The sequence below is a fragment of the Hassallia byssoidea VB512170 genome (assembly GCF_000817785.2).
Lineage (GTDB): Bacteria > Cyanobacteriota > Cyanobacteriia > Cyanobacteriales > Nostocaceae > Hassallia > Hassallia carrinoi.
This window is the reverse complement of record NZ_JTCM02000041.1, coordinates 1-19,125: the sequence shown is the minus strand read 5'-3', so window position 1 is coordinate 19,125 and position 19,125 is coordinate 1. Positions and strand designations below refer to the sequence as shown.

Here is a 19,125-nt window from a genome sequence, read left to right as displayed (position 1 = left end):
TCACCAAGAAGTCAAAAAATTCCACCCTTCGATTTCTTCTGGTGTCTTTAAACTTTTCTGTTGAATTAAATTATCATATTCACCGGAATCTACCCATTTCAATAATTCGCCAGTCCGCATAACTACCCAGGAAAGCCCGTTTTCTGAATAGCTTAATATTTTTGTTACCTGATCCACACTATCAAAGCTAGTGGACGCAAACTCGCGAGCTTGGGCGAGGAACTCTTCGATTACAGTAGCACTCAAGTATTCCGAAGGCAAACCCGCAAGTTTCATCAGTGCAGTGGTTGCCACCTCAATATCCTGACAAGCAAGCAAACCAGCGCGATCGGCAGTAAACTTAGCCATCATTCGCCAATTATACAAAGCCAGTTCCATTCCACTAGCTACCAAGCCCCCAACCCCTAATGTGGTACTGCTTAACAAATTTTTCAAACTTGGCATAACAATTGCCATTTGGTGATAAACCATATGCTGACTTTTGATGCGAGCGACTTCGTGTCCCAAAATGTAAAGCAACTCATCCTCATTAAGCCACTCCATTGCATCTATATTGATACCGATAATCGGTTTTTCCACTCCAACAATGTAGGTTTGAATGTGACCTGTGCCTCGAAACAGATACAGCTCAGGAAGTAGAGCAACATCAATAATTTGGCAAGTTTCTACAAGTGACTGATGCAAATGGGGAAAATTACGGGGTGTGATTCTTATTTCACTGCCAAGACATTGCAGCCTAAGTAAGCGGTCAATGCCGTACTCGTTAATTTTTTTGAGCAGCAGAGAGACACCAGGCATACTTTTTAAAGAAGCCAAGGCTTTGCGATCAAAGGGGTGTTCATAGGTTTGCGATCTCAGTCCAGTTAATATTTTTCTCGTCATGGATTTTGAGCTTTCAGCAAGAGTGTTTGGGAAGTTCAGGCTGTCCATTTTTGTCTATCGTTTGTGAAACCCCCTGCTGCCCATGTATAGCAACCTGAAAATGAAATGGTATTAGTTTTTACAACTGGCAATTAGCAAGATGAGTAAGAGCGATCGCAGTCATATTATACCAGATTGAGGTGGAAAATTCTAATTTGGTTCAATTTAAAAGTCTCGGCGGCTATTATCGTCTTTTTTAAAAAATCAAAAAATGCGGTAAATTTACTTTATAAATCCGCTCGCTAACTCGGAAGTTGAAAACTTTATGCAAATTATTTATTGGCTATTGGTTGCGGTGATGATTTTCGGTGTCATAGGCGCTGTGGTTCCGGCAATTCCCGGAACTAGTTTAATTTTAATTTCGATTATTATTTGGGGATTTGTTAGTGGTTCGTTTGCAGCTATTAAGATACCACTAATTGTCACAGTTTTTGTTTTGATTTTAAGTATTGGAGTAGATTTTTTAGGAGGCTATTTAGGTGCGAAGCAAGCAGGTGCTAGTAAATACGGACAAATTGGCGCGGTAGTTGGTTTATTGCTGGGATTTTTTGGATTATTGCCGACTTTGCCTTTTGGAGGTCCGTTGTTGGGGATATTACTAGGACCGTTGTTAGGTGCAATTATCGGTGAGTATATATACCAACGTAACTTTAAATTAGCAGTGAAAGCTGGTATAGGGATTGTAGCAGGAACGTTAATTGGAAATTTGATTCAGGGAATATTAGCGATCGCTGCGGTTGCCGTTTTTTTATTCACAACTTGGTCGCAGGTCTTTGGTGCGTAGAATTCAACTGGGGACTGGGGACTGGGGACTGATAAAAATTGATTTGCTTATCAAGAAAAAATGAGTATACGAGAGTAATTAATTGCTATAATTACTTCTTATACTCATTTAAAAGACATTGGAAAACGACTTGTTTGAATAAAATAAAAATGCAATACCCTGATAACTTAATTAGAAAATCATGTAACTAATATATTTTAATATTGTCGCCTCACTTGTAGATAAAATGAAAAAGCTAAAACTGGTAATTGAAAGCTGTAAGGCATGATTTATTGCGTTGACGCAAGTCAAACATGCCAGCCACAGCCAAAGCACCCAAACTCACACAATTGGTAATTAAGATTGGATAGCTTTACGACGACGAGTTGCTAGCAGCAATCCACCAACTAAACCTAGACCAGCGATCGCAGTTGGTTCGGGAACTGCTGTTGCATGAGACAGAGCAAAGTCACTGTTAGCACTACTATTGTACGCCACTGAATCATAGGTAACAGGAGTCAGGGTTAGGAAATCAAATCTGGCATTTGCGAAAGGATTTGTAATATCGTAATAACCGCCACCATTACCCTTAGAAGGGCTGAGATTTGTAACTGTACCACCTAGACTCCAGCTAGCAGTGTCTTTACCTGTTACTTTAAGAATGCCCTCAAGCCCAGTATTAGTTGTGATTCTCGCAGCCTCCCACACTTGGTCTGCAAACACACCGGGTCGGTATAAAAAGCTTAAACCAATACTTTTGAGAACATCTCCAGGATTCGGAAGAGTTAATACAATCGACTCACCGTAGTCAATTTCACCACCAACAACATCGCGAACAGGTTTTTTACCGGATACACCTACACCAACGATTCCACCAACTTTTTTACCTTGAAGTTCTTTACCTTCAGGATTAGGTGTGATGGTGAAACCGTCAGCGGTTTTGCAGTTTGGCTTGATAGTGGTGGAACTTAACCCGCTGCTGGTAAAAGGACCTGCCAGAGCAGAACAGCTTCCCAAATCAGTACTTGTGTTGAAATTAAAAGCTTGAGCGGGATTAGAAGAAAGAGCCAGAGCGCTGCTTGTGATTAAACCGATAAAAGCGAAGGATTTTTTGTAATTCATCATTTCTTTGGCGAGGTTGGATACTGTTAGTGAAATAGCTGTCGCGGTAAATTGTTTGTTTAATTTCATGATTGTGTCTCTTAATTAGTGGTGCTTTTTAATGCTTGAGGTAACTGATTTGTTGTGCCTCTTCTGCGTGTATATTCGTATGTTAGTCCGCATTCACCGAGGTGTCATCTGGTAGACTGACACATTCATCTAAACTTTATTAGTCAATTTACTTATGTAAACCCTGATAGAAGAAATACTGTTATCAAACAAAAAACAATTACATTAATATACGGTTGTCGGGTAAAAATTATGCATGATAGTTTTCAGCTTTTTGCAGACTCTTTACAAATAAATCAAAAGCTTTTCATGAAAAATTGGCACTCCAACATTAAGCCTCAAGCAAACATTCCCTGTAAGCTATTACAAAAGCGCATTTGAACTAATTTTCAGTATTTCAGGACTCACACGAACGTAGTGGGCAACAACAGTGCCCTCCCGAATACAAGCGTTAAAACGCTTACTACAAAAAATCCCCATCTATTTAGACGGGGAGTTGAAAGTGCTGTATTAGCAATTGATTATCTAAACGGCAGTCTTAAGCTGACTGCAAAGATTTTTTGGCTTCAATAGCGATCGCCTCTACTTCATCGTCAGCCAAAGTTTCTAATATAGATTTGGCATCCGCACCACCGAGAAGATTCAAAGATTGCACTAGTCTATAGCGCACTTGCCAATCTGGATTGCTTGCATAGGGGGCTAATAAGGGAATCGCTCGTGCGTCTCCCAATTCGCCAAAAGAACTAATGGCAGCAGTTTTTACTAAGTCGTTGTCTGAGGAAAGGGCTTCTTTGAGTAGTTCAAACGCTCGCGGATCGCCTAACTCTCCTAATGTGGCAACGATGCTAAATTTTACCAGCCATTCCGGGGTTGTGCGATAAACTTGCTGCATGTCTTCAAAAGCTGCATGTAATTTTAAAGCACCTAAACAGTCAGCAGCGGCAGCTTGAACATCAGGTTCAGGATCGTTGAGCAAGCGATCGCGCAATATATTCAAAGATGCGTCTAAATTCTGTTTGCCCAAAGTATCAAACAAACTCACCGCACTATAGCGCACGCGGGAATTACTGTCAGTAACCGCACTTTCAGCCAACTCAAAACCAATCGCAGGTTCCAAATCGCGAATTTGATTAACCGCACGCAAGCGATCGCCCAAATCCTCAGAACTAAGCATTTCCTTAACAGACTCAGAATTAACACTCATTTATTTATTTATCCTACTTTTGAATGATGTTTTAAAAACAACGGTAATTAGATATTGGTCTAGTGGATAGTGGATAGTGGATAGTGGATGGTGGATGGTGGATAGTGGATGGTGGATGGTGGATGGTAGATAGTGGATAGTGGATGGTGGATGGTGGATAGTGGATGGTGGATGGTGGATAGTGAATAGTGGTTAATTGTCAATCAATAGCAAACAACCACCAACCACCAACAACCCTTCGGGTTCACCACTTGCTACAACGGGGGGAACCCCCGCAACGCAGTGGTTCACCAACAACCCTTCGGGTTCACCACTTGCTACAACGGGGGGAACCCCCGCAACGCAGTGGTTCACCAACAACTAATCTTGACTTGCAGCCATTGCCCTAACAATATCACCACGAGTAAGGATACCAATTACTTGACCGGATTCGTCAAGCACTGGCAAGCGGTGAACGTTCTTATCGTGCATAACTCTGGCTGCTTCTGTTAAAGTTTTTTCCGGGGAAATAGTGATGGGGTCTTTGCTCATAACTTCCCCAACAGTTTGTCCCAGTGCTTTATGCAGGTCACGTTCGTAGGTGGCAGGATTTTGTAAATAGATGACGCTATCAAGAAACATGATGTATGCCGGTGGAGTTACACCAGTTTCTTGCCACATCAAATCCGTTTCCGAGATAATACCCACCAGCTTACCTGCATCATCTACAACAGGTAATCCACTAATGCGACGTTCTGCCAGAATTTGGATCGCTTCATTTAAGGAAGTTTCTGACCGGACGACAATCGGGTCACGGCTCATCACATCGGCAACGGTTTTCGGCATTTGCGCTTGTTAACCTTTTTTCAACCTCTTTGGTTCATTGTAGAAAATTACGGGTATCAACCGGACGGGGTTCGTAACTCTTCACTCAAATTCTGATTCGCAAAAGGCTTGTAATAAATCGATACAATTAGCGATCGCTCCCAAATGAGCAATTTCATAGCCGTGTGTATTTTGGGTGGGAAACGCCAAACAAGCTGCACGTCCGACATGACCAAATTTCATCGCTATCGAAGCATCACTACCAAACTGACTCAGTGTCGCTAGCTGCACCGACATATCTAGTTGCTTGGCACTATGACGCAATTGCCCATTCAGCGTTTCATCATAGATGCCATACGCATCCTGAGAAAGTATCACAGGACTTTCACCGTCTTCAATTGGGTATTCTTTCGATAGCGGACAAATTTCTAAAGCAATCATTGCATCTAATTGCTGGTTTTGACTAAAAAATAATGCCCCAATTGCCCCGACTTCTTCTTTTGCTGATGCTACCAAATATACATCGACGGCTGGCTGTTTAACTCTTTCTGCCAAAGCTAGCAAAATCGCTACAGAGGCTTTGTTATCTAAAGTATAACTGGCAATGTGATTTTTTAAACGCACTGGATGCTTGCGATGCTTGCCGATAACCATTCTCGTTCCCGGTCGAATACCCGCTGCTTCTAGTTCCTCAGCACTGCATTTCGTTTCAATCCAGGCATTTTCCCATTTTACAGGTGTATCTTCTTGCTGGACTTTTTGTGGCGACTCGTGGGAAACATGGCGAGAACCAAAGCTGAGAATACCGCTGATAGTTTGCGTGTCTCCGAGTAAATCTACAACACCTTCGCCGTAAACCCACGGAAAAGAACCGCCTAACCTGCGGACTTCCACGCGACCTTCATCGCCGATAGTCTTGACAATTGCGCCAATTTCGTCTTTATGTCCGGTGATAGCGATCGCTCGCTCTGGATTTTTCCCCGGAATTTTGGCAATAATATTATCGGCGCGATCGCCCCAAACTTCCACACCCAAGCTTGCAAAGCGCTGCATTAAAAATCGGTTAATTTCTGCTTCTACACCACTAGGGGAATGGTGCATCACCAATTCTTCAATTATTTTAAATAAATTGTCGTAATCCGACATCGATAGTCTGATTTTGATTTGCGTATAATCCTAGCATCAACGCAAACCGAAAGGATAAAGTAAACTAAAAATCCTTAAAAAAGACAATTATTGTGGGATGGGCATCCTTGCCCGTCCCTATGTGCAAGTTAAAACCGCAACAGCTTATTTATCTGATTTTAGACGGTTCTGCCTCAACAACCCGATTTGCTGAAGTTACTTTCTGCTTCAACACTCCCGCTGCACCCAAAGCACCAAGCGCTAACATCCCTAACGCTGCCGAAGGTTCGGGAATGGTTTTACCATTAACTGCTGCCAGTGCAGCTTGTGCGATTAAGTTATGAGTCCGTGAGGAAGGATGGACGCTATCAAAGAACAAGAAATCATCTGGCTTATCACAGATGTTTGTGACTTGCTGAAAGTTACCTGTTACACAAGGATTTGTTACATCCTTGAAACCAAATTTAGCTGGAGTAGCTCTTATTGTATTAAAGAGAGTATTAATGTCAACAGAATAGATATTTAAATCAGGATTGCTGGTGCGAAGACTGTTGATAGCTGATGCTAATTGTCTATTATGGGCTTGTGTCAATTCATTTAATTGATCGGAAAAGCCTGATCTTTTTCCAAAAGGACTTTCGCCCAAATTAGGTAAGTTAAATACTAGGAAATTTTTCGCTCCTCCTTGAGCCAGAGAGCCGATTGAATCAGTTAAATTTTGAACTACTTGATTAACGTTTGTATTACCATTGAAATAATCATTTGCACCACCAAAGACTGAGTAAAGAGCATTTGGGTCAACTGGCAAATTTTGCCTCAGCAAACCAACTTGTCCCAGCACTCCAGGTATATTATCTTGAAAACCAGGAAAATCGCTAACTTCACCTGTTTGAGCACCACCGACAGCGAAATTAACCCCATCTGTAGGAATAGTATTCGGATTGGCTAGGAGAGTAACAAAAGGTGTGGGTGTTAATCCTGGTTGATTTATCTGAGAACCGAAATAATCCACCCAAATTTTACCGTTAGAAAAACGTCCGTCAACATAAGCTGGACGGTTTGAATTATTGACTCTAGGGACGGGTATTGTTCCTCGTGTAGCTGCGAAAGTATTACCCGTATCAGAGAGGCTATCACCGAATACATAAAGCGCATCAAATTTGGCAGCGATCGCTCTTTGCGGTAAGGTGAAACAGAAAACAATAAATCCTGTAGCGACAAGTTCTTTTTTCATATTTATTTAATATTTTGTATTATTTTGTAACTATAAATAACCAGAGAAAAACAACGATGAAATTAAGGCTTGTATTTCTGCAATGTTGAGCGCTCTAACGACACAACTAAGTCTTTTTGCGTAATTTTACGTTCACTATTGCTTTATAGAATACCTCCTAGCAGACCAAATACAATTACTACCCAAGTTGATTTCAAGAGTTTTTTATAATTTAGCGCTATTTTGCAAAGGAATTGTAAAGCCGACAATATACAGTCTCAGGGAAACGCATCTACAAAACAATCAGAAAACATGCATTGAAAAATAATCTGAACATTATAATACATTCAACAACGCCTGCTTAAATTCGACTGCATTCTTAAAGTAAAGTTCTGGCTTCTCCACCAATGCCAAATCAATAACCTTTGCCAAATGTGGGGGAATTAGTGGATTTCGCGCTTTAATTGGCACGGGGTCATTTTGCAACACTGCCAAAAACGGATCGCCGTTTGTAAAGTTGCGGGGAAAAGTTCCCGTGAGCATATAATAGAGACAAGCAGCAGTAGCCCAAATATCTACATCTGGTTGGGCATATTTGAAGTTCAGCACCTGCTGTCGAGGCATAAAAACGGGAGTACCAGCTTTAGTACCAGTGAGAGTTTGACCGCTTAAACCAGCTATGTCAAATGCCTTAGATAAACCATAATCGCCGATTTTGGCAACAAGTTTATCCGAAATCCAAGCAAGAAAGATATTACTAGGTTTGAGGTCGCGGTGAACTAAACCGCTACCTTTACCAAAGCCACCATCACCGAGTTTTACATAGGGAATTTCGGCGTTGTGAGTGTATTGCAAACCGTCGAGAACTTGTAGAACAATCGGCACTGCTATATGAATAGATAATCGTCCACCAGAAAGACGCATTAAATCAGATACAGTGCCACCTTCGCAATACTCCATTGTAAAGAAGAAAACGTTTTCGGAGTATCCATAATCTATTAGTTGCACGACATTGGGATGTTGTAAAACCTTAGTATTTTCTGTCTCTCTGAGAAACATCTGCACAGCGCGATCGCTTTTCACCACTGCTGGTAACATCATCTTTAGTGCTACCATTTTTCCAGATTGATTGTGTTGTACTAAATAAACTTCTCCGAATCCACCTTTTCCTAGCAGTTTAACAATTTGATAACCGCGAATTGCAATTAAATTCTTATCACCACCTTCAGCTAACCCCAACAAGCGTTTAATCATTGCCAAAAAATTTGGCGATTGTGTTGGGTCGTTGTTCACATAAATAGTGCTAGGAAAAAAGCTGGAAATATTTATCTCCTGTGGGTTCAGTTCGATACCAATTTTCAAAACAGTATTATCTAGTTTTATTTCATCTCCATTCTGCAAATCATACTCTGGGAATTGCATTTTTGCGCCTTCTTCTGGGGTTTGGTCGGCTTGGCGCTGTCCGATTTTTTTATCATTGACGTAAGTACCATTTTTACTACCAAAGTCCCGCACACGGATAGCAGGAGGGTTTATATCTAGCAAGCAATGATAGCGGGAGATGGTGCGATGGTCTTGATCATCAGGCAATTGAGGATTGCAATCTGCATTTCTGCCAAGGATACAAGTAGTGCGACAGTCAAAGATAAATTGTTGTCCTTGGAGTTTACCTTGGGTGACAGTGAGGGTGATTTTGGCTGGCATAAGATAATAATAAGTATGCTACGGACAGGCAAGACACCTATCCTACAGTAGGCATTTATTTGTTGGAGTTTTCTAACCTTGAGGCAGTGCTGTTGATGTAGATGAATCTAATCTTTGATTTGCTTGGTGTGTCGTTGATAAACTATTATTTGAATTAATGGTAGTAGTTTTCAGAGTCCTCAATACCTGAGGCATTATTGCATCGATTAATCCAGAACCGCCATCATGAGAATTACTAACCCAGACCTCTGGAAGTTTAAGTTTGACTAATTCCTTGAGTTTTTCGATATCTAGCCAGCCTTCACGACCGATAATATCAATAGTTTTTTCCAAAACTACTATTTCTACTTCACGTAGTAGTTGAACTCGTTCTACTTCAACCTCAATTCCGTATTTCGCTGCGATCGCGTTAAGTTCTGCAATCTTCACATCCTCTTGAGCTTTAACCCTATCTGCTTGCTTGTTCGTCACCGCTTTTTCGTATGCAAGATTTTGGCGTTCTTTTTCTGTTTCTCGTTCAGCTTCTATGGTTTTGCGCTGTTCCTGTGCAATTTTGCGATCGGTTAAAATCTTTTCCAGTTGTTCGGGTAAGTCAATCTCTCCAATTAACGTATCAAGCGCTTCAACAGCAAAATCATTGAGTGCTGATTTGATATAATCTTTTGCTTGTCTTTGTTGGTCGCTGCGTTTGTCGAGAAAGTCTAGCGCTTCCGAATTTTGAGCGGAATTGCAGAAGTAATTGCTAACAGCTGGCTGTAGTACTTTGACGATCAGAGCTTTTATGGAGTTACTAGCAGAGCCACCAATAGTGTTACCAACACGATAAATCATCGTCGGAGCATTTTCTTCAGCTATGCCAATAACTTGTGTTACTTCTATATCAAAACAAAATCCATCCTTAGAGCGTACCTGTAAAGGATGAAGGTTGGCATCGTAGTTTGTAGGCAATTTTATTTTGTTTGACCAATCCAGTGTAATCGGTTGAGTTGGGACTATCTCCACATTCATCACTTTTGTGTTGATTACGTGCTTACCAGGACGCAAAGAAGTATTCCAAACTCCTTTGTATCCAGGTTCAACTACACCCGCTTTATTCTCAGAAGGTTTGCCAACATGAGAGATGACAACCCCAACCGCCCCAACCGGAACATCAGTCAATTCTACTTGCTCAACCTTGACAAACCAGGGATTAAGATTCCAAGATCCAGGAGGTAAAATCTCTTGTTGTAAACCTTTGCATCCGCCTACATCAATAAATTTTTGCCCGTTTTGGAAGTTACCATGACCCGGAACAGGCGAACCAGCAATTTCATCTGGTTTAATTGAAATACCATCGTAAGTGGTAACAATACCAATTTTGCCAGCTTCTACTGTATACACCTGTAAATCTTTGGAATTCATGTTATATCGGGTGGCATTAGCAGCAGTAATTACAGTAAATAAATCAGTATTAATTTGATAAGTTCCAGTAGTAAGAATTGCTAGTTGTCTGCCCTTTTGACCACCATTTGTAATAAACTTACATGAATCTTGAAAATTACTGCAATCGACAACTTTACCTAACAGTTGTTCTGGTGGCATATTAGCACCATCTTTGGCAACTACTAACCCAATTTGTCCTTGGGTAATATTAATTACTAACTTCTTGCTAATCTCAAACAATTCTGTGTTAATTTGGTAAGTACCAGCAGTTAAAATTGCTAGCTGTTGACCCTTCTGACCGCCATTTGTAATAAACGCATCGGCATCTTGAAAGTTGTTACATTCAACAAACTTACCAAAATTTTGTCCTGATGGCATATTAGCACCGTCTTTGGCAACTACTAGTCCAATTTCTTCGGGATAAATATTAATCACTGCTTGCTTGCGAATGATATACATCTGAGGAAAATAACCCCAATGCATACCGGGGGTAAGTATTTTTGCTTGGGAACCAGCTTCTCCTTTTAAGGCTATCAGTTGACCAGCAGGGAGTTTAGGGAAAAAAGGATTAAGGTTATATTTTTTAATTACAATCCCAACTTCATTATTACCAATTACCACAATTCCTTTAAGCGCGATCGCACTCAACCCAATAACTCCCAATCCCAAGAAAATACCACCCACCCAACCTAAAGATATCCCCGCAGTTGTCACCGGTTGATCGATTGGCTTGGTTAAGTTGGTTTGTAGTGATATCGTAGTTGAATGACTAGACAGATGTGGAGGGTTTTCTGCTGAAGCAGTTGTTAATCGAGGATTCAACGAATCAATAGACTGACTAATAATAGCAATGCTACCTAGAGCTACTGAACTCTTCACTAGCTTGCTGATAAATAGCTTCGTTGTCATAATGACGCTATCCTTACGGGTAACAAAAAATTAATGCCAACTACATCTTCTAAATCTACAATTCCAGAATTTTAAACAGGACAAACACATTTAAATTTAATTTGCACATATCATTGACAAAAACGCCAATTTATGTATTTAAAAACAGGAAATTTTTTATTTATAAAATAAAATTAAAAAATTTTGCTATTCAGTATTAGACATGATTACAAATTATGGCGTTGCATAATTTTACGATGAATCGTAGAGACGTTCCGATGGAACGTCTCGCTCAATAGTCAAATCATCCCCACAATCTGCAACGCCTAATCTTCATTTTAAACTTCTTGCTACAGACAATTATTAATGCGAGGGAACAAATGCCAACAACTGCTTTGCCATTCATCCCAACGCTGGACACCATATCCAAATGATGGAAGGTGTCCTTTTTGAGACTCTAAGCTAAAGGTAAAGTTATCATATTTTAACCATTTATCATTTTTACGCCAGCCCACGCAGTTGCCAAACTCACAGAAGGTTGCAATATCCAAATTTACAGAGGAACTGTTAATTTTACGCCAGATTTGCTGTTGAATACTTAAACCAAATTTACCATCGCTGTACACCTTCCAGAGTTGGTCAATTTTGCGAAGAACAGCACAGGGAAAGTTAGATAATTCTTGCGCTTTCATCCAACCTTGCTTGTGACGATCAACTGCTTGCAGCATCACTAAATAGGTTTGACGATCTGCTTGTTTCCACTGTTTAGCTTTCAACAAGTCCTCTAGTTGAGCGAAATCAACGTTTGAAGGTAATATATCTAATTGAGTTGGTTGAATTTTATCTGATAATTCAATAGTGGCAATGCCAAGCAATTCTCTAAACTCGCGTATTGTCTGCGATCGCTCTTGAGGTTCTAATGCCATCCCCTTGACAATCGCATCATTTACGAAGTTGCTAATTTTGTCATTATGCTGCAATGGCTGTGGTAATTGTGCATATTTTCGGAAAGCAGCAGGTATTGGCACAACACCAGTAAGTAAAGTATACAGTGTTGCGGCTAAAGCATAAACATCTGTATAAGTACCATTACCTCGTCTTTCATACTGTTCAATCGGTGCATAACCTTCGGTTCTGGCATTGGTCATGCTTTTTATTTGACCAATGATAAATTCTCGTGCCAAACCGAAATCAATTAATACAGCTTCTTGTGTATCACGGCGTAGTAGAATATTATTCGGCTTGATATCTCGATGTAAAAATCCTTGTTGGTGGACATATTCTAGGGCTTTCCCTACCTGGTCAATGTAGCGTAATGCCTCATTTTCTGGCAACTGCCCGCGCTCATCAACATAAACCTCTAAAGAAAGCCCATCAATATATTCCATCACTATACCCCAGAGTTCATCTTCCTGGATGACTTCATGAACTTTGACAATATGGGGATGACTGCATTGTGCTAACCGCAACGCTTCATTGACAAACTTTACCTGTCGTTGTTGAAAATCAACTTGAGTTTGTTGCTGCTGGTTGAGGGTTTTGATGACAAATATTTTGCCAGTTTGCTTTTCTTGTGCGCTATAGGTGACACCAAAACCTCCACTTGCGAGGACTTGTTTAATTATGAATCTTTTGTTTTGCAGTGGTTGATTTGGTGTCCAAAGTTGCATCACAAATGTATGGGGGCAATTTTTGAGATGAAGTCTCTTAATATTGTCGTATCAGAAGGCGCTGATTCGATGAAATTATTAACTTAGACGCGCACCGCCAAATTTTGTTATTGTTGAGGCGTAGACGCCCAGCGGACCTGAGTCAGACATCGCTTTAACTTCGCTTTAACTTCAAAGCATCAGCAGCCGATACCCCATCGCCCTGAGTACCAAAATACCACAAAGCCGCCGCCGCCTCAGCCCGCGTTACTGGCTTTTTCGGCTGAAACAGCGTTGTATAACCAAATACCCGCCGAATATTCGATTGTTCGCCACTTTGGAAATCTGCCAACACAGCGCGTAAAGCTTTCGGGTCAATTTTCCCCACATCTTGAAAACCCCAAGTTTGCTTCACCGCTTCTAAATTTGCCCCAGGTAAAGCTTGACGGGTATCTAGGGGTAACTTCCACAAAATTAACTGTTCCCGCGTCAAAGGTGCATCAGGACGGAATAAAACTTCTGTAGAATCTCCAGATAAAGGACTCGGAATTAAACCAGCTTCCGCTAAACCTTGAATTTGTCCAAAATCAGGATTAGTTTTCGCCACATCACTAAAAGCTGATTGTCCGCTTTCCGATGCCAAGCGAATCTGTTTTGCCGGATTATTAGCATACATCGCATTGTTCGTCGCTACTAACCAACGAGCATATTCTTTGCGAGTAATGATTTTATTCGGTTCAAACTGATTTGTCGCCGTATTGCTTTTAGCTGCATTTGATTCTAGAGACAAAACGCCTAATGCAGCCAAATCTTGGATGTGTTGTCGCAATTCTGGCGATACTTTATTTAAATCGCTAAATTCCGACGTTGTTTTGCTATCATCCGGCGTAGTTGCTGATGATGCTACATTTGCAGGTGGTATCGGTCCAACAAACTGCGAATCGCCAGGTTGAGGAACGTTATTATTAGTTTCGCTCTTGTTTGTTGTTGGCGTAGGTTGTGCCGTTGCAGTAACATTACCTCCATACTCAATTAACAATTCAGTTGCTGTCTGCGGTTGATTGGGTGCTGGGTTGGTGACAGATTTTGGCTGTATGGAAACTTTAAGCTGTAAATCATTGCGTCGCGCTGCAAAAACATTAGATTGGTCTGTAGGTTGTTGTAAAATCTGCCAGTTATTCGCTTGAAACTGATTGCGATAAAAGTCTTCAATTATATTACTGGGGTCAGAACTCAGCCAACGAGTTGATACACCATTGCTTGAGGGTGTAACTTCTTGTAATTGGGCATTGGTATAAAGCGGAATATCTGAGGGAAAATCAGCAGGTAACTGAACTGTAGATTGGGGAAGTTGTTGCGCTTCGGTTTGCTTGGCTTTGTCAAAAATAACAGAGTTGTTTTCCAGTCTGGGATCTGCTGCCAAAGAGTCCTCAAGATTTTTGGCAACAGGACTGTTAGCACAAGCTGTTAACGACGAGAGTAAAACAGCCAAACTCAGAAATACAGCTGGACGTTTACAAAGCACCACAGGAAATCACAAAACAAGTGTCAATTCCTACCCTAGCGCAGACTGCCGAGAATTTATCAACAAAGCCTCGTAGGGTGCGTTATGCCTTCGGCTAACGCACCCTACTGCTAGTATTATTTATGGATCGGATGTTGTTACCAATGCTTTGGGAGTAAGTTCACGGCAAATTTCCAGCAGTCGAGTAGCAGCGATCGCTGCCGAAAATTTTTCCGCAACGTATTGACTCGACAAAAAACCCCGGTTAATTGCTTCATCCGGATTATCTAAACAATATCGCATACATTTGGCTAATCCTTCGACATCTTCATTTTCAAAAAATATTCCGTGCGGTCCTGCCACTTCTGGCAATCCTCCCATTTTTGAGACAATGGAACAGGTTTGAACGCTAGAGGCTTCTTGCACTACATAAGGTGCTGGATCTTGCCAACGAGAAGGAGCAATTAAAGCTAAAGCATCTTGAACTTGTAGAAGTACTTCTTTTTGAGGAAGTTTACCTAAAAAATTAACTTTGTTGGCAATTTCTAAATCAGACGTTAGCTGTTTTAATTCCTCAAATTGTCCGCCATCGCCAATTATGGTAATTTGAAATTCTTTATTTTCATCTTGTAAAATCCGCGCTGCTTTTAATAAAATATCTACGCCTTTATCTTTAGCTAATCTACCGACAAAAATAAACTTATATGGATTAGATAAATTTTCTTTAGTTTTCAGTTGGTTTTTCAACTTGATTTCAATCGGATTATATATAGTATCAACTGACCAAGGAAAGGCAGAAGATTCTCCCAAAAAATTGCTGCAAGCTGTATGATAATCGGCTAAGAGTGCCGTAGAAAGGCGAGTTAATAGGCGTGCCCATTTGACAAAAGTGTGTAATTTCCACTTCAATGGATAGTTACCTTTGGGTAATGTCTGTTTAAATTCGGTTTTCAACCGTTGTGTCAACTTCATCGGCTCGTAATTAGTATGAGTAGATTGATAAAGACAATAATGGTATTTAATAATTATCTTTTTCTGCAAAGCTTTACATAGCAAGGTAAAAGATAAGTCATTTGAATTCATATGGACTATATCTGCCCAAGCAATATAACTAAACCATTTGGCAATATTGTCTTGTTTTGTAGATATAGTTTTGACTTCGATTCCTCTGGCTTCGAGTTCGGGAATAATTGAATTAATATAAGTTAAAACACCACTGATTTCGTTTTTATAATGACGGTGTTGAATTAATATTTTCATACATCAGGTATTGGAAATTTTGTATTTATGGTAACTGGGGGAGCAGAACTATGAAACAAGTGTTTCACTTTGCTCAAAATCAACTTGGTGTCTATATCCCTCACGATGCCTAGAAACCCGGTTTCTCCCAGAAACTGGGTTTCTAGTTATACAGTTACCGGAAATGCTGCTAAAGTAACATTTTCGCGAAAAAAACATCAAAATGTTTAACTTATGACCCGACGACTTCAGTCGCGGCTAAACAAACGCTCGTCCGCCTACTACGCGGACTCAAAATTAAAAAGCCTACGTAGGTAGGGTTTGTACGCACATGAAGTCGCGGCTAAACAAACGCTCGTCCGCCTACTACGCGGACTCAAAATTAAAAAGCCTACGTAGGTAGGCTTTGTTCCTATAGCCACAGGCAGATCGCGCCTGTAGGTTAAAATTTCAGGTAGTTCTCTAAATCTTCAATTTGCGGTGCGGGTAATTGATTAAGAACTCGCCAGAGAACTGTGTAGCTGCCATCAGAACGACGACGAACTGGACGGAAGGCGAAAATGATGTCACTGCTGTGCATTTGTTGTAATTGGTCAAGGTGATGCCGCTGTGCCGGGGTTAGAGGCTGACCAGTTACAATAATTTCTGGTAATTGGAATTGTAGCGATCGCACTAAATAAGTACGGTTCAATTCTGATTTCGCACCCGCTAAAATTACTTGATGATTAAATTGTTGGTTTTTCCCAGTTACAAACCGTCGTTGCTCTACTTCCAATGCCTGCAATTGGTTGGGAGGTTGATAGTTAAGAAAAAATTTCCGCGTTTGCGGTGAAATAACTTGCAACTTTGCATCCAATTTTTCTAGGGGAATATCGCCGACATTCACCATAAAGTTGTAATCTAGTCCTTGTTGCTTTAACTGAAAGTTATCGCCAACCATCACAAGTGCTAGACTAGGGGTAAATCCGCCTTTAGCCTCACCCAAGGACGGAAATGGATAGCGATCGCTGACGCTAGGTTGCAATCGATTCTGGAGTGTATTCAGTGGACGATTGTAAGCTGTATGCGGCAAGACGCGAAAAATACCAGTATTAGGTGAAGTGAGAAACTTTGCGTAAATCTGCGGCTCTTGAGGGTCGAGATCGTAGGCAAAACGATCAAGTTTAGTAAAATTTTCCCTCGGATTGTTAAATTTTATGTCTGGGGGAAATGCTGCTTGTGCTGTTGCTAAGAGTTGCTTGGCAGCTTCTATAGTAGTCAACGCTTCTGCTGGAGGTGCGATCGCTGGTTGCCGTGGCGGTACATAATCAGCTATGGCTGTTTTCGCAGTTATACCGATTAAAAGTGGCGGATTTGGTGGTATCGGCTCCCATGTGGAAAAAGGTATCGCTGGTTTTCTCAAGTTGGGATACTGCGTTTTGGCGATAGAAAGCACTGGATCTGATTGTCGTTCACCAGATACTAGTGGTAACTCTCTTACTAACGCCAACTCTCCCCGTCGAGATAACAACCTATCTAATAATGGAGCAAGGTTTGACAATTTGGAGCTGGAAGCGTACAAAGAACAATATATTTGTATTTGTTGGACTGTTAACTGCGAATTGGGCAATATCGTAGAAGAATCCGTTGGAGTACATAAAGCTTTCGGGCTATTGTACTGATATTTGAGAAAACCTTCTGTTGCCTTAACTTGAATTGTTAATTGCCCCCGAACAGCTCGCATCCGATTCGCATCAGGTTGAGATAATGCTTGCTCAATGCGAGCAATCAAGTTGATCTGCTGCTGCACTAACAAACTGGCAGATTTATAAAAGCGATCGCTCGCTGGCTGTAATGCAGAATTTTGACTTTGGGCAGATTCTGGCTTATATTCAGCAGCTAACGTGTTTCTAGGAACAGAAATTAACCAAAAAAGAAGCAAAAAGCTGAAAAATATGTGTCTCATCTTAAAAACGCAGATCGAATGGGAGTATGAAAAATCTAAAATAGATATTAAATTGAGAAAAACGAAGCACCATCGACAATTGTCCGTTAATTCTAATTTCTCTCAAGCGTCGCCGGGTTGTTACCAGTGCTGAAACACGATTACATGCAAGTTTCCCAGGATCAGCCTATTTACTCTGAGGCTCCACTCCAGCTGTTACTATTTGTCGATGGACGTCCAAAGTCCCGACAGCAAGTACTGCGAATACGCGCCTTTCTCAAAGAATTACAGGCTGAGTATAAATTTGAACTTCAAATTGTCGATGTTGAGCAACAACCCTATTTGGCGGAACACTTTAAATTAGTAGCAACGCCAGCGTTAATTAAAATCCGTCCTGACCCCAGGCAGATACTCGCTGGCAGTAATATCATCGCCCAACTGAAAACCTGGTGGCCCCGGTGGCAAGCGGTAATCACCGAAGCTTATTTAAAATTAGAGAACCAGCTGCAAGAAACCATTGACGACAACGCTCATGTGGCATCAAGCATAACTTCTATTTCTTCAGTTGTCGATAAAGCTGAACTAATTCAACTCTCGGATGAAATTTTTCGCTTGAAACAGGAAAAAGAAAAACTCCAAGAGCAAATACAGTTTAAAGACCGAGTAATCGCTATGTTAGCTCATGACCTCCGCAATCCGCTAACTGCTTGTGCGATCGCTTTAGAAACTTTGCAATCTGATTACAATCCCGATATCAATCAATTCCAGCGGCTCAAACCAGCTATGGCTGTACATTTATTAAAGCAAGCCCGCAGTCAAACTCGCACAATTGACCGGATGATAGCTGACCTTTTGGAAGTTGGTCGAGGAACTGAAACAGAACTGCCAGTTATACCACAAAAGACAAACATTGGCAAGCTTTGTTTAGATGTATTAGAGGAATTAGGCGATCGCTACATTGCCAAATCGCAACAGGTAGAAATAGATATCCCCAAAGACTTGCCTTATGTGTATGCCGATCCAGAACGCATCCGCCAAGTGTTGGTAAATCTTTTAGATAATGCCATTAAATATACCCCAGATAATGGTAAGATTAGCGTTTGTGGACTGCACCGCACCACTCAAAAAGTGCAGTTTAGTATTGGCGATACTGGTCCTGGTATTCCTGAAGAAAACCGCGATCGCATCTTTGAAAACCACTTTCGGCTAAAACGCGATGAAGCCACAGAAGGTTATGGCATTGGACTATGTTTGTGCCAACGCATCGTCCGTGCACACTACGGTCAGATTTGGGTAGATTCTGCCCCTACCGGCGGAGCATGGTTCCATTTCACTTTGCCAGTTTATCCTTCTTAGGGCATTGGGCAATGGGCAAGCGGGCATCGGGCATGGGGCATCGGGCATGGGGCATCGGGCATGGGGCATCGGGCATGGGGCATCGGGCATGGGGCATGGAAAGAAAGGAAACTTCTTTTTATTCCCATTGCCCATTGCCCATTGCCCTTGCAAAAACCCACGACAAATGGGGACAGGCTTGTTTTGTAGATCCGCAATTACCCACGACTATTTTTGATGAAGCCTGTCCCCATTTGTCT

The 19,125-nt window shown here is 41.2% G+C and carries 14 protein-coding genes and 1 pseudogene; 3 read left to right on the top strand and 12 right to left on the bottom strand.

Annotated features, from left to right (window positions below):
* Entirely contained in the window at nt 1-882 is an 882-nt protein-coding gene (locus PI95_RS18040; protein ID WP_039742333.1) for a M48 family metallopeptidase, read from the bottom strand.
* Nucleotides 883-1,186: 304 nt separating this feature from the next.
* Between PI95_RS18040 and PI95_RS18035 the strand changes: the two genes are divergently transcribed.
* Nucleotides 1,187-1,705, top strand: a complete 519-nt coding sequence (locus PI95_RS18035) for a DUF456 domain-containing protein (RefSeq protein WP_039742336.1) — start codon at nt 1,187-1,189, stop codon at nt 1,703-1,705.
* Nucleotides 1,706-2,041: 336 nt separating this feature from the next.
* Here the strand turns inward: PI95_RS18035 and PI95_RS18030 are convergent, their stop codons facing one another.
* The 11 genes from PI95_RS18030 to PI95_RS17980 all read right to left on the bottom strand — a co-directional run bounded on the left by PI95_RS18030 (nt 2,042) and on the right by PI95_RS17980 (nt 17,551).
* Nucleotides 2,042-2,875, bottom strand: coding sequence for a PEP-CTERM sorting domain-containing protein (locus tag PI95_RS18030; protein ID WP_039742339.1), 834 nt, complete (start codon nt 2,873-2,875; stop codon nt 2,042-2,044).
* A gap of 517 nt (nt 2,876-3,392) precedes the next feature.
* The gene (gene nblB, locus PI95_RS18025) at nt 3,393-4,058 is read right to left on the bottom strand and encodes a phycobilisome degradation protein NblB (protein WP_039742342.1); all 666 of its coding nucleotides are present in this window, start codon (nt 4,056-4,058) and stop codon (nt 3,393-3,395) included.
* Between the two features lie 360 nt (nt 4,059-4,418).
* Nucleotides 4,419-4,883: a CBS domain-containing protein gene (locus tag PI95_RS18020; RefSeq protein WP_201280505.1), complete on the bottom strand. Its 465-nt coding sequence runs from the start codon at nt 4,881-4,883 to the stop codon at nt 4,419-4,421.
* Nucleotides 4,884-4,964: 81 nt separating this feature from the next.
* Nucleotides 4,965-6,008, bottom strand: coding sequence for a M42 family metallopeptidase (locus PI95_RS18015; protein ID WP_039742345.1), 1,044 nt, complete (start codon nt 6,006-6,008; stop codon nt 4,965-4,967).
* A 148-nt stretch (nt 6,009-6,156) separates the two neighbouring features.
* Nucleotides 6,157-7,221: an SGNH/GDSL hydrolase family protein gene (locus PI95_RS18010; protein ID WP_039742348.1), complete on the bottom strand. Its 1,065-nt coding sequence runs from the start codon at nt 7,219-7,221 to the stop codon at nt 6,157-6,159.
* Between the two features lie 315 nt (nt 7,222-7,536).
* Nucleotides 7,537-8,904, bottom strand: coding sequence for a protein kinase domain-containing protein (locus PI95_RS18005; protein ID WP_039742351.1), 1,368 nt, complete (start codon nt 8,902-8,904; stop codon nt 7,537-7,539).
* 72 nt (nt 8,905-8,976) lie between these two features.
* Nucleotides 8,977-11,235, bottom strand: coding sequence for an SPFH domain-containing protein (locus tag PI95_RS18000; RefSeq protein WP_052324862.1), 2,259 nt, complete (start codon nt 11,233-11,235; stop codon nt 8,977-8,979).
* Nucleotides 11,236-11,564: 329 nt separating this feature from the next.
* Complete coding sequence (locus tag PI95_RS17995; protein ID WP_063842323.1) at nt 11,565-12,884, bottom strand: serine/threonine-protein kinase; 1,320 nt, start codon at nt 12,882-12,884, stop codon at nt 11,565-11,567.
* Between the two features lie 154 nt (nt 12,885-13,038).
* Nucleotides 13,039-14,391, bottom strand: coding sequence for an S-layer homology domain-containing protein (locus PI95_RS17990; protein WP_039742354.1), 1,353 nt, complete (start codon nt 14,389-14,391; stop codon nt 13,039-13,041).
* Between the two features lie 117 nt (nt 14,392-14,508).
* Nucleotides 14,509-15,627, bottom strand: coding sequence for a glycosyltransferase family 4 protein (locus PI95_RS17985; RefSeq protein WP_039742357.1), 1,119 nt, complete (start codon nt 15,625-15,627; stop codon nt 14,509-14,511).
* Between the two features lie 421 nt (nt 15,628-16,048).
* The gene (locus PI95_RS17980) at nt 16,049-17,551 is read right to left on the bottom strand and encodes a hypothetical protein (RefSeq protein WP_039742360.1); all 1,503 of its coding nucleotides are present in this window, start codon (nt 17,549-17,551) and stop codon (nt 16,049-16,051) included.
* 126 nt (nt 17,552-17,677) lie between these two features.
* Between PI95_RS17980 and PI95_RS17975 the strand changes: the two genes are divergently transcribed.
* The gene (locus PI95_RS17975) at nt 17,678-18,886 is read left to right on the top strand and encodes a histidine kinase (RefSeq protein WP_336507245.1); all 1,209 of its coding nucleotides are present in this window, start codon (nt 17,678-17,680) and stop codon (nt 18,884-18,886) included.
* Nucleotides 18,850-19,125: pseudogene (locus PI95_RS17970) on the top strand (hypothetical protein); the annotation flags it as partial. The gene PI95_RS17975 and the pseudogene PI95_RS17970, both read left to right, overlap by 37 nt.

Excerpts from the sequence above, each read along its gene's own strand:
- PI95_RS18040 (WP_039742333.1), bottom strand. The coding sequence starts at position 882 with ATGACGAGAAAAATATTAACTGGACTGAGATCGCAAACCTATGAACAC.
- PI95_RS18035 (WP_039742336.1), top strand. The coding sequence starts at position 1,187 with ATGCAAATTATTTATTGGCTATTGGTTGCGGTGATGATTTTCGGTGTC.
- PI95_RS18030 (WP_039742339.1), bottom strand. The coding sequence starts at position 2,875 with ATGAAATTAAACAAACAATTTACCGCGACAGCTATTTCACTAACAGTA.
- nblB (WP_039742342.1), bottom strand. The coding sequence starts at position 4,058 with ATGAGTGTTAATTCTGAGTCTGTTAAGGAAATGCTTAGTTCTGAGGAT.
- PI95_RS18020 (WP_201280505.1), bottom strand. The coding sequence starts at position 4,883 with ATGCCGAAAACCGTTGCCGATGTGATGAGCCGTGACCCGATTGTCGTC.
- PI95_RS18015 (WP_039742345.1), bottom strand. The coding sequence starts at position 6,008 with ATGTCGGATTACGACAATTTATTTAAAATAATTGAAGAATTGGTGATG.
- PI95_RS18010 (WP_039742348.1), bottom strand. The coding sequence starts at position 7,221 with ATGAAAAAAGAACTTGTCGCTACAGGATTTATTGTTTTCTGTTTCACC.
- PI95_RS18005 (WP_039742351.1), bottom strand. The coding sequence starts at position 8,904 with ATGCCAGCCAAAATCACCCTCACTGTCACCCAAGGTAAACTCCAAGGA.
- PI95_RS18000 (WP_052324862.1), bottom strand. The coding sequence starts at position 11,235 with ATGACAACGAAGCTATTTATCAGCAAGCTAGTGAAGAGTTCAGTAGCT.
- PI95_RS17995 (WP_063842323.1), bottom strand. The coding sequence starts at position 12,884 with ATGCAACTTTGGACACCAAATCAACCACTGCAAAACAAAAGATTCATA.
- PI95_RS17985 (WP_039742357.1), bottom strand. The coding sequence starts at position 15,627 with ATGAAAATATTAATTCAACACCGTCATTATAAAAACGAAATCAGTGGT.
- PI95_RS17980 (WP_039742360.1), bottom strand. The coding sequence starts at position 17,551 with ATGAGACACATATTTTTCAGCTTTTTGCTTCTTTTTTGGTTAATTTCT.